This window comes from Mycoplasma procyoni, from assembly GCF_017052595.1.
Classification (GTDB): Bacteria; Bacillota_I; Bacilli_A; order Mycoplasmatales; family Metamycoplasmataceae; genus Mesomycoplasma_A; species Mesomycoplasma_A procyoni.
Window position 1 is genome coordinate 1 of the sequence record NZ_JAFIDB010000008.1, and the last position, 12260, is coordinate 12260.

10 protein-coding genes are annotated in these 12260 nt (G+C 31.7%); 8 read left to right on the forward strand and 2 right to left on the reverse strand.

The window, feature by feature from the left end; genetic code table 4:
- Positions 1-104 precede the first annotated feature (104 nt).
- Entirely contained in the window at positions 105-890 is a 786-nt protein-coding gene (locus JV122_RS03360) for a hypothetical protein (RefSeq protein WP_205843109.1), read from the reverse strand.
- A 7-nt stretch (positions 891-897) separates the two neighbouring features.
- Between JV122_RS03360 and JV122_RS03365 the strand changes: the two genes are divergently transcribed.
- Genes JV122_RS03365 through JV122_RS03375 form a run of 3 tightly spaced genes read left to right on the forward strand, consistent with a single transcriptional unit; the run spans position 898 to position 3199 of the window.
- Entirely contained in the window at positions 898-1146 is a 249-nt protein-coding gene (locus JV122_RS03365; protein WP_205843110.1) for a hypothetical protein, read from the forward strand.
- A gap of 31 nt (positions 1147-1177) precedes the next feature.
- The gene (locus JV122_RS03370) at positions 1178-2017 is read left to right on the forward strand and encodes a Bpu10I family restriction endonuclease (protein ID WP_205843111.1); all 840 of its coding nucleotides are present in this window, start codon (positions 1178-1180) and stop codon (positions 2015-2017) included.
- A 54-nt stretch (positions 2018-2071) separates the two neighbouring features.
- The gene (locus tag JV122_RS03375; RefSeq protein ID WP_205843112.1) at positions 2072-3199 is read left to right on the forward strand and encodes a DNA cytosine methyltransferase; all 1128 of its coding nucleotides are present in this window, start codon (positions 2072-2074) and stop codon (positions 3197-3199) included.
- A gap of 20 nt (positions 3200-3219) precedes the next feature.
- Here the strand turns inward: JV122_RS03375 and msrA are convergent, their stop codons facing one another.
- Positions 3220-3729, reverse strand: a complete 510-nt coding sequence (gene msrA / locus JV122_RS03380; RefSeq protein WP_205843113.1) for a peptide-methionine (S)-S-oxide reductase MsrA — start codon at positions 3727-3729, stop codon at positions 3220-3222.
- 134 nt (positions 3730-3863) lie between these two features.
- Here msrA and gyrA point away from each other — a divergent pair, with 134 nt between their 5' ends.
- From gyrA to JV122_RS03405, 5 genes are all read left to right on the forward strand, one after another.
- The gene (gyrA, locus tag JV122_RS03385) at positions 3864-6449 is read left to right on the forward strand and encodes a DNA gyrase subunit A (protein WP_205843114.1); all 2586 of its coding nucleotides are present in this window, start codon (positions 3864-3866) and stop codon (positions 6447-6449) included.
- 130 nt (positions 6450-6579) lie between these two features.
- On the forward strand, positions 6580-9426 hold the full coding sequence (gene uvrA, locus JV122_RS03390) for an excinuclease ABC subunit UvrA (RefSeq protein ID WP_205843115.1): 2847 nt from the start codon (positions 6580-6582) through the stop codon (positions 9424-9426).
- The gene (gene hprK, locus JV122_RS03395) at positions 9413-10324 is read left to right on the forward strand and encodes an HPr(Ser) kinase/phosphatase (protein WP_205843116.1); all 912 of its coding nucleotides are present in this window, start codon (positions 9413-9415) and stop codon (positions 10322-10324) included. Before uvrA ends, hprK begins: the two co-directional genes overlap by 14 nt.
- Complete coding sequence (locus JV122_RS03400) at positions 10324-11286, forward strand: prolipoprotein diacylglyceryl transferase (RefSeq protein ID WP_205843117.1); 963 nt, start codon at positions 10324-10326, stop codon at positions 11284-11286. The genes hprK and JV122_RS03400 overlap by 1 nt, the downstream gene beginning before the upstream one ends.
- Before the next feature lies 1 nt (position 11287).
- Entirely contained in the window at positions 11288-12205 is a 918-nt protein-coding gene (locus JV122_RS03405; RefSeq protein ID WP_205843118.1) for an NAD(P)/FAD-dependent oxidoreductase, read from the forward strand.
- Positions 12206-12260 lie beyond the last annotated feature (55 nt).

The window sequence follows — 12260 nt, forward strand, 5'->3', positions numbered from 1 at the left end:
AAGGCAAGAAAAAGCAAGAAAAAAGTAAAAAAAGTTTTTGTTTGCCTATATTTATGTAATAAATATAGGGTATAAAAAAATTCCTAAACTATTAGGAATTTGTATTAAAAACTGGGAAACACAGGAACTCCGCCAACTACAGGAGATACTTCAGTACAAGATCCGGCTGGAACAAGTGAATCAAAACCTTCTACTTCAGATGATAAAAAAGATAATACACAAACTCCACCTAAAGACGATTCTGAAACAAAAAACAATGATCAAAAAGACACTGATAGCAAAGATGCAAAAGTAGATCAAGGTACAACTGATACACAAGACAAAACAGAAGGTGAAACCAAAACTCCAGGGGACAAAACCGAAAATCCAAGCAAAGAAACAGAAACAAAAACAGAACCTTCAGTAACTAAAGACACAGAAGAAAAAGAAGATCCTGCAAATACTGAAAACCCTAAAACAAACAGTGGAACAGAAACCAAAAATTCAGAAAATACAGATGTTTCAGGAACAGATTCCTCAAATTCAAATCAGTCAAGCCAAAAGCAAGATTCAAACTCAGATTCACAAGGACAACCAGCTTCTGATTCACAAGATAATAACCCAACTTCTGGACAACAAAACCCTGCTTCAGAAACACCAGAAAACAAATCGAATACAGAGCAACCAGCAAATCCTGTTTCAAACGATACTACAACAGAAGATACAAATCAAGGTTCAGAAACTGGTTCTACAGGTTCAGCAACTGAACAACCAAGTGCAACCTCAAAAGAAACACAACCTGCAGAGCAAGCTGATTTATTTGTTGATGCATTTGTGACTACAGATGGTTGGGCAGTGAAACTTCAAAATAAATGAAATGGGCAATTTAAAAAGAAACAACCACAAAACACAGGAGCAATGCAAATTTATGGAAAAAGTGATGCATTATTTTTAGGTGTAAAAGGTGGAAATAGAGGAGATGATAATAAAATTTTTACATTAAAAGAAGGAATAACAAAAGAAGATTTAGAATCCACAGCAAGTGGCGGCTCTAAGAATTCAATATATTTTGAAGCAGAAAAAAATGAAGAAAATCACACTTTAACTATTAAATATAAAAATAAGAAAACTAAAAAAGAATACACACAAACTTTTACATTGAACTAAAAATAAAAAGAACATAAATATAAAGGAAAATATGAGTAAGAAAATAAACACAAATGGTAACTATAAAATTGAAAAGAATGATGAATATTGTTTTGTTCATGAAAACAATATTTTAAAGAAAATTAAAGATAATTACAGAAAGAAAGGAAGTGAATTAAACACTTTCTACAATGATAAATATAAGACTTTTAAAAAAGAAATAAATAGCCTTCATTTTACAATTGAAAATGAAGAAAATTTTAGAAAAGCAGCAAAAATATTTGAAAAATATATGGCAGATTTAGAAAAATTCGCCAGCACAAATGAAATAAAGAGTCAATCAAAATTTTCATCTAGTTTTTTAGAGGAGATGAGTTTTCATTTGTTTAAAGATTTAGAAGAGATAAAATCTAATGAACTGGAATTTAAAAACAAAAAGATTTTTTCAGGTCTAAGATTTAATTCGGATTTAAATCTTGAAATACTAACTAAAGATGTAGATTTTTGTATAGGTAAGAAAATGTCTATTAAATTAGGAAACGAAAAACCTATTGAAGTCTTTTTACCCATAGTGACTGTGGAAAAGAAAACTTACATCGATTCTACAATGTTCGGAGAAGTTAAATCTTCTAATAGGAATCTAAAAAATGCTGTTTTAAATTGTAAAACTTTTTTACTGGTTGGATATGTTAACATGGATGTGAAAAATCTGCACTCAATCAAGTATGAAGCATTTTTAAATGGAATATTTGTGTTGAAAAAAGATCAGAATGATAAGAAAATAGATGAAATGACATTGTTTAGGTATTGAGAAGAAGTGAAAAAAAGTATAAAAGATTTTAAAACTGAAAAAAGAATTGAATTTCCTGGTGTAATTCTTTGAAATGATTAACAAAAAATATATATTTTTTATATAATTCAATGTGAAAATATTAAAAGGAGAACAATGAAAATAATAGATTTATTTGCTGGTTGTGGCGGACTAAGTACAGGCTTTGAGATGTCTGGCTTTAAAGTAGAGCTGGCTATTGAAAAAGATGATTGAGCAGCAGAAACATATAAATTTAATCACCCTGACACAAAAGTGATAGTTGGTGACATTACACAAATAAAAAATATTTCAGAATTAATAAACAATACAAATGAAATTGATGGAATTATAGGCGGTCCGCCTTGTCAAGGTTTTTCTTTAAGCGGGAACAGGGATAAAAAAGATCCTAGAAACAGCCTTTTCATGGAATTTGTAAGATTTGTTAAAGAGATTAAGCCTAAATTCTTTGTGATGGAAAATGTTCCAGGAATACTTTCGATGACTACAGAAAAAAATGAAAAGGTAATTGACTTAATAGTTCAAGAGTTTAATAATGTTGGATATGAAACTAACTTTAAAATCTTAAACGCAGCAGAATACGGAGTTCCTCAATCAAGAAAAAGAGTCATTTTCATTGGAATAAACAAAAATATTAATATTGAAAAAGACAAATTATATCCAAAACCTCTTTTTAAAAATATAGAAGAACAAATAACAATCGAACAAGCGATAATGGATCTTCCGCAAATTAATTCAGGTGAAGGAGAAGAAATATCTAACTATATTTCAGAGCCAATTAATAGTTACCAAAGAAAAATGCGCGAGAAAACAAATGTTTTATACAACCATGTGGCAATGAGGCATACAGGAAGAGTTGTTGAAAGATTTAAAGCTATAAATCAAGGTCAATCAATAGCAGACGTTCCCGAAATTCACAGACAAAGAGAAAGAGGAAATTCTGGCAAAATAAGTGGAAAAACCTTTTCACAAAATAACATGAGACCATACGCAAATAAACCTTCCCCAACTGTTGCTGCCAGTTTTCAAGGAAACTTTGTCCATCCCTTTCTTAACAGAAATTACACAGCAAGAGAAGGTGCAAGACTTCAGTCGTTCCCAGATCACTATATTTTTAAAGGAAAAAGAACAACTATGTCATGAGAGAAAAAACTTTCTCAATATCAACAAATAGGAAATGCTGTCCCTCCTTTATTAGCAAAAGCTGTTGCAAAAAATATTAAAAAAGTTTTCAAACAAAATTAAAAAGTACCTCGATGGTACTTTTATTTATACTCGTCTTTTAAAAAGTTTTCTGGAATTGAGTGCATACTAATGTGGCAGTATCCAGTAGGGTTTTTAGCAAGGTATTTTTGGTGATATTCTTCAGCTGGAGTTTTATCTTGAACTCCAAGGAATTCAAAGTAATTTTCTTTATTTTCAGCTTTTTTAAATTCTTCATTGAAGCGTTTAAATTCATTAAGTAAATCTTGATCATTTGTATAAATTCCGCTTCTGTACTGAATTCCTTTGTCGTTTCCTTGTTGATTCTTTGTGTAAGGATCTACAATTAATAAAAATAAATCTCAAATATTTTTGTCATTTACAACTTGATCATCATAAACAATTCTAACAGCTTCTACGTGTGAAGAATCGTTGCAAACTTCTTTGTAACTAACTCCTTCAAAACCACCATTTATATAAAATGTTTCAGTTTCTAGAACTCCTTTAATTCTTCTGTAGAATTCTTCAACACCTCAGAAACACCCTGCTGCTATAAATAATTCTTTTTTCATAAAAACCTCCTGTTTGAATTATAAAAAATAACTATAAAAAAAAGAAAAAAAATAGACTTTTGACAGAAAAAAATGCAAAAAAACGGCCTTTTTTGATATAATTATAAATAATTATATAGATATGGAGATTAATTATGTTTTTTGATAATAATGAAGAAGAAGATAAAAAATACTTAGTCGAAGAAGAAGAATTAAAAACAGTTTTTAAAGAAGAAGCAGTTCAAGAGGAAGATGAAGAAGAGGTTGCTCCTCAAGATAAAGAAGAATATCAAGTAGAGCCAAGATTAATTGATGTTGAAACTGGAGGAATTGTTCCTAAACCGATTTCAGATGAAATGCGTAATTCATTCTTGGAATATGCGATGTCAGTTATTGTTTCTCGTGCACTTCCTGATGCAAGAGATGGACTAAAACCTGTACATAGACGTATTCTTTATGGAATGAGCGAACTTGGAATTACACATTCTGTAGCTCACAAAAAATCAGCCAGAATCGTTGGGGATGTTTTAGGTAAGTACCACCCACATGGTGATTCATCAGTTTATGATGCTATGGTTCGTATGGCTCAAAACTTCTCACTAAGATATCCATTAATTGATGGTCATGGTAACTTTGGTTCTATCGATGGTGATGAACCAGCTGCTATGCGTTATACAGAAGCAAGAATGTCTAAAATTGCTTCTTTAATGGTTGAAAGTATTAAAAAAGACACAGTAGATTTTGTACCTAACTATGATGGTTCAGAAACAGAACCTTCAATTTTACCTGCAAAATTCCCTAACTTACTTGTTTCTGGAGTTTCTGGTATCGCTGTTGGTATGGCAACAACCATCCCTCCACACAATCTTGGAGAAATCATTGATGCAACTGTTGCACTTGCTAGAAATCCAGAAATCAGTGTTAGAGAGCTAATGGAATTTGTAAAAGGACCAGACTTCCCTACTGGTGCTGCAATTTTAGGAAAAAGCGGAATTCTAAAAGCTTATGAAACAGGTAGAGGAAGCTTCATAATTAGATCTAAAGTTAAAATCGAAGAACTTAAAAACGGAAAAAGTAAAATCATCGTTTATGAAATTCCTTATGAAGTTAAAAAGCCCGCTTTAATTGAAAAAGTTAGCCAATTAGTAAAAGAGAAAAAACTTGATGGTATTGCAGAAGTAAGAGACGAAACTTCAAGACAAGGAATTAGACTTGTTTTTGACATCAAAAAAGGTTTTGTTCCAGAAGTTGTTTTAAACAACCTTTACAAACTAACTTCATTACAACTTTCATATTCAATTAACATGATTGCACTTGTGAAAGGTGAACCAAAACTGCTAAACCTTAAACAAGCACTCGAAGTTTACTTAGAACACCAATTTGAAGTCTTTACAAGAAGATTGCAATACGACCTTAAGAGAGCTGAAGAAAGAGTTCATATTTTAGAAGGTCTAAAAGTAGCTGTTGAAAACATTGATGAAGTTGTTAAGATTATTAAATCTTCAAAAAATGACCCTGAAGCACAGGAAAAACTTGGAAAAAGATTTAATTTAAGCGAAATTCAGACAAAAGCAATCATCGACATGAGATTAGGAAGACTAACAGGTCTTGCTATTGAAAAACTAATCGATGAAATGAATGAGTTATACGAAAAAATCTCATATCTAAAATCTATTCTTGCATCAAGAGAAAAATTAAGAGACTTAATTATTGAAGAATTAAATGAAGTTAAAGAAACATTCTCAGATCAAAGAAGAACAGAAATTACAAATGAAGAAGTTGGTCAAATTCAAGATGAAGACCTTATTCCTTCACAGGATGTAGCTGTTATTTTAACAAATAAAGGTTATGTAAAAAGAATTAACTTAGAAGAATACAGAACTCAAAAACGTGGTGGAGTTGGTTCAAACACAGCAACAACATACGAAGATGACGATCTACACTCAATGTTAATTACAAACACTCACACTGATTTATTAATTTTCAGTAGTTTAGGAAAAGTTTATAGACTTAGAACACACCAAATTCCTGAACAATCTAAACAAGGTAAAGGAATTCCTTTTGTTAACTTAATTAGTTTAGATAAAGATGAAAACGTGATTTCTCTATTATCAACAAATGATTATTCAGATGGACAATATTTAGTAACAGTTTCTAAAAACGGAATTATTAAAAAGACAGCAATTTCTGAGTATCAAAGAATTAATTCAAACGGAAAAATCGCTTTAGGACTTAAAGATCAAGATCAACTCCAAAGAGCCTTTATTGTAAAAGAAGAAGACGAAATTATTATCGGAGCTTCAAATGGTCAAGTTGTTAGATTCTCTGCAACAGAATTTAGAGCAACTTCAAGACAATCTGAAGGGGTTAAAGGAATTAAATTAGATGAAGGAGAAGTTGTTGTTGGTGCATCTTCATCTTCTGAAGGTCAATTCATTTTTGCTCTTGGAGAATTTGGATTTGGTAAAAAAACCCTCATTGATGAATACAGAAAAACATCAAGAGGAACTAAAGGAGTTAAAACAATTAACACAGAAAAAGCTGGTAATTTAGCTTACATTGGAAACGTTAAAGGAAATGAAGAAATTTTAATCCTTACAAAATCCGGAGTTGCAATTAGAGTTTCTCTAGAACAAATCGCAGAATCTTCAAGAAACACAAAAGGTGTAAAAATCATTTCTCTAAAAGAAAAAGACTCAATTAAAGCGATAGCTAAAATTGACGGAGAAAACGAAATTTAATAAACTAAAGAAAATTTTGCTGTTTGCAATCTTTTCTTTTTTTCTATAATCGAATAAAAAAAGGAGAAAAAAAGCAATTTTTTCGTCTTTGATAAAGAAAAAAACTTGCTTTTTGTATAATTTAAACTATATGAAAAACACACATGATTTTATAAGTGTCAAAGGTGCTAAAGAAAACAATCTTAAAAACCTTGACGTTGTTATTCCAAAAAACAAACTCGTTGTTTTAACAGGAGTATCAGGTTCAGGAAAGTCATCTTTAGCTTTTAACACTATTTATGAAGAAGGACGTAGAAGGTATGTAGATTCTTTAAGTTCTTATGCAAGACAATTTTTAGGTGGAACTAAAAAACCAAACGTTTTATCTATTGAAGGGCTTTCACCTGCTATTTCAATCGAACAAAAAACAACAAACAACAACCCTCGTTCTACAGTTGGAACAATCACTGAAATATATGACTACTTAAGACTTTTATATGCTAGAATCGGTAAACCTTTCTGTAAAAAACACGATATCGAAATCACAAGTCAAAAAACAAAAGACATAGTAGATTCTGTATTTAAGAATCCAGAAGGCACAAAAATAATGGTGCTTTCTCCCGTTGTTACACAGGAAAAAGGTTCACACCAAAAACTTATAGAAAAGCTAAAAAAAGAAGGTTTCATAAGACTTAAAGTTAATGGTGAAGTGGTTTCAATTGATGAAGAAATCAATTTAGACAAAAACAAAAGACACAACATCGAAATTGTTATTGACCGTTTAAGTCTTGATCAACAAACAAGAAATAGACTTTCTGAAGCTATCGATATTGCTGCATTGCACTCAAACGGAATTGTAAACATCGATCTTGTTGATCAAAACAAAACATTAAGTTTTTCAAAAAATCAAGCTTGCTTACATGGTGATTTTAACATGCCACACATCGACACAAAGCTCTTTTCATTCAACTCACCGAGCGGAATGTGTGATAAATGTAAAGGTTTAGGAGTAAATTTAAAAGGAGATTTTAATCTTTTAGTTCCTGATAAAGATCTTTCTATTTTGGATGGCGCAATCAAGCTTTTTGGAAACACTCTCAACACAAAATCAATTGAGTGAAAAGAGTTTGAAATTCTTTTAAACAAATACAACATCGATCCAAAATTACCAATTAAAAAACTAACTAAAGATCAAATAGAAATCATTAAATATGGTTCAGATGAAGAAATTGAATACACACTCGCTTCAGAAAGCGGAAATAAATACAAAAGAATTAAAGCCATTGATGGAATTATTACTAAAATTGAAAAGAGATATTTAGAAACAAGCAGCGAAGATCTTAGAAGTTGATACAGAAGATTTATGTCTGAATTCGATTGTGAAAAATGTGAGGGTTCAAGACTTAATGAATATGCATTAGCTGTTAGAATTAACAACAAAAACATCGTTCAATTAGGTGAAATCTCAATTTCTCATGCACATGAATTTATTTCAAAACTTGAAATAAATGACTTTGAAAAAGAAATTACCGAAACACTTCTTAAAGAAATTAAAGACCGTTTAGAGTTTTTAATAAACGTTGGACTTGATTATCTGTCTTTAAACAGAAAAGCAGAAACTCTTTCTGGAGGCGAGTCTCAAAGAATTAGATTAGCAACTCAAATTGGTTCTAATTTAACTGGCGTGCTTTATGTTCTTGATGAGCCTTCAATTGGTCTTCACCAAAAAGACAACAGAAAACTAATTGATTCACTGAAAAAAATGGTTGATCTTGGAAATACTTTATTAGTTGTTGAGCACGATGAAGAAACAATTTGAGAAGCTGACCACATCATTGACATTGGACCGCTTGCTGGAGAAAATGGAGGTCAATTAGTTGCTCAAGGAACAATTGATGACATTATAAAATCAGAAAATTCAGAAACAGGAAAATTCCTTTCTGGAGCTAAAAAGATAGAAATTCCCCGTATAAGAAGAGCGGGAAACGGTCAATTTATTATTCTTAAAGGTGGAGCAGAAAACAATCTTAAAAACATTGATGTAAACATTCCTTTAGGTAAATTTGTTGCTATTACAGGAGTGTCAGGTTCAGGGAAAAGTACTTTAGTAAACGAAATTATTGTTAAAGGAATTGAGGCTTCAATGTCTAATGAAACTATTAAAGTTGGTAAACACAAATCGCTTTCTGGTTTCCATAATATAGACAAAATTGTGCAAATTACTCAATCTCCAATCGGAAGAACTCCGCGTTCAAATCCAGCAACCTACACAAGTGTTTTTGATGACATTAGAGACGTTTTTGCAAACCTTCCAGAATCAAGAGAAAGAGGTTATTTAAAGGGAAAATTCTCTTTTAATGCTTCAGATGGGCGTTGTGAAAAATGTCAAGGGGATGGTCATTTAAAAATAGAAATGCACTTTTTACCAGATGTTTACGTAACTTGTGATCACTGTGATGGAACAAGATACAAAGCAGAAATTTTAGAGGTTAAATACAAAAATAAAAACATTTCAGATGTCTTAAATATGACTGTTGAATCAGCACTTGAGTTTTTCTCTGGAAGACCCAAAATTACAGCAAAATTAGAGACTTTAATGGAAGTTGGACTTGATTACATCAGACTCGGTCAATCAGCAACTACTCTTTCTGGAGGTGAAGCTCAAAGAGTTAAGCTTGCTAAATATTTACAGAAAAAACCAACAGGAAAAACAATTTATGTTCTCGATGAGCCAACTACGGGACTGCACCCACTTGATGTTAAAAAACTACTCAATGTTTTAAATAAGCTTGCTGATCACGGAGACACAATTTTAACAATTGAACATAATTTAGACTTAATTAAGGTTGCAGATTATATAATTGATTTAGGACCTGATGGTGGAGATAGAGGAGGGCAAGTAATTGCAACAGGAACTCCTGAGCAAGTTGCTCTAAATCCAAATTCCTACACAGGACAATATCTAAAGGAGATTTTAGAAAAAGATGGAAAAAAATAAAATTGATGTACAGCTAATAATCGAGCTTTTTGGTTTACACAAAGAAAACGATTTCGCTGGCCAAATTGCTAGACCTTCAATTAATCGAGCTGGACTTGCGCTTGGAGGAAACTATTTAGGAGAAGCACTTTGAAAAAACATTGTTGCTTGAGGAACTAATGAATCTGAGTTTTTAATCTCTTTAGATCACACACGCAGACTTGAAGCTATTTCTAGAGTTTTAAACTGTAAACCACCTTTATTAATGCTTTCAATTGGTTTTTCAAGAGAGTTATTACAGGAAGTTTTAGAAATTGCAAATCAGTGTGAAGTTCAAGTTGTAACAAGTGAAGAACACCTCTCTACACTGATTGCAAACATTGGTAGTTATTTATCAGAATTCTTTGCAAAAACAGTTGCTGTACACGCGAGTGCGGTTGTTGTAAATGGTGTTGGAGTTATGATTATTGGGCCATCAGGAATCGGAAAATCTGAAGCTGTGTTAGAATTAATTCAGGACGGACATACATTTGTTAGTGATGATACAGTAATTATTTCGCGTTTAGGAAGCAGGTTCATCGGAAAGCCTTCGCCAATCACTGAAGATCTCTTAGAGGTGCGTGGAATAGGGCTAATCGACATCAGACACACCTATGGATCAACAATGATGCGTTCAAAAATGGACATTGATTTAGTGCTTGAATTGGTCGCTTTTGATAGTTCTGTAAGTTTTGATCGTTTAGGAACTGAATATATGGAATATAATGTATTAGATGGAGTTATTAAAAAAATCCAGATTCCTGTTAAGCAAGGTAGAACAATTTCTTCATTAGTTGTTGCTGCTGTTAACTCATATTTAGTTAAAAAAGACGGAATCGATCCATTTCAAAAAATTCAAGAAAGGATACAAAATAAATAATGACAAAAGAACAATTAGCTCAATATATAGCTGATAAAGACTGAAGACCTTTTAAAGAAGGTGAGTCGTTTTGAATAATACCTAACGTTATTCCTGTTTATAGTTTCATGATCTTGCTGGGAATGGTGATCGCAATTTTAACAATTGCTTTCTTTTGAAAAAGAGAAAAATTAAGTCTTGATCACTTGTCAATCTTAATTTTTATCACCATTCCAACATCAATCATAGGTGCTAGATTAGGATTTATTTTCGAGCAATTAATTGCAGGAAATGTTGCTTCTTTAAAAGGAGTTTGGTGAAACATAAGGGCTGGAGGTCTCTCAATTCAATGAGGAGTTATCATCTCTGCTCTTTGTGATCTTTTATATATATATTTTAAAAGAAATGTTCTGGACTACAGAAAAGCACTAAGCTACATTTTACCAGCTGTTTTAATTGGACAAGCTGTTGGAAGATGAGGGAACTACACAAACCATGAGGTTTTTGGAAAAATTGATGAAACAGGAGCAAGCGTTCTTTGATTAGGAGACACAATTGCTAAAAACATGTACATCATAAGATCAACAGACACAGAAGGTGCACTAAGAGTTCCTCTGTTCTTCTATGAATTCTTAACATCATTAATTGGTTATGTTTTAATAGTTTGAGTCTTTAATTTATTTAACTGATTTAAACCAGGAACAACAGGAGCACTTTATCTAGTTTGATATGGAATCGTAAGGGCTTCAATGGAATTTTTAAGAGAAGAATATTATGTATTCTACTTTGTGTTAGCTATTTTATACATTATTATTGGACTTGCTCTTGTTGTGTATTTCGAGTTATTCAACAACTTCAAGTTACACAAAGCAAACCCAAGATACACAAAACAAAAAGAAAAATTTGGAAAACTTGTTTGAATTAAATACACAAGACTTTCTGAACTACAACTTGCACAAAATGTAAATGAAGGAGAAAAATAAAATGGAAAAAATTTATGATGTTTTAATTATTGGAGCCGGACCAGCAGGTCTAACAGCAGCAATTTATGCTTCAAGAGGAAATTTATCAGTTGCCTTTTTAGAAAAAGGTGCTCCAGGGGGTAAAATGGTTTCTCAATCAAAAATTGAAAACTGACCTGGTGACAAAACAGTTATGGGAGCAGATTTAGCTCTAAGAATGTATGAGCATGCTTTAGAATACGGAGCAGAGCATCTATATGGAGAAGTTGAAACAATTAAGTCAATTTCAGAATTTGAAAAAGAAGTTGTTTTAAAAAACCAAAAAGTTATAAAAGCTAAATCAGTTGTTATTGCTACAGGAATGAACGAAAGAAAACCAATGAGCATTGAAGGGATTTTAGAATTTGAACACAGAGGAGTTTCATACTGTGCAATCTGTGATGGACCTTTATTTGGTAAAAATCCTACAATTGTTATTGGTGGAGGAAATTCAGCTGTTGAAGAAGGTGCTTTCCTTTCTTCTATCGCTTCAGAAGTTCATGTTTTTGTAAGAGACGAAAAATTCAATGCCGAACCTCGTTTAATTGATGAACTGATGGCAAAAAGCAATGTAAAAGTTTATTTCAATTCAGAAGTTTTAAAACTTGAAGGAACTAATTCTTTAGAAAAAGCAACAGTAAGAATCGGTGATCAAATTACAGAAATTAAAGCTGCTTCTTTATTCCCATTCATCGGTTTTGTACCTGCTACAGCCTTTGCAAAAGATCTTAACATTCTTGAACCAAGTGGTTTAATTAAAGTTGATCACTTCCAAGAAACAAAAGAAAAAGGAATTTATGCAATTGGTGATGTTACACAAAAAGAAATTCGTCAAATTTCAACGGCTGTAAGTGATGGAACAATCGTTGGTAAAATTCTTACAAACAGATTATCAAAATAAACACAAAAGAGATTGTTTTAGTCTCTTTTTGTTTTATTTTAAAACTATTTTTATA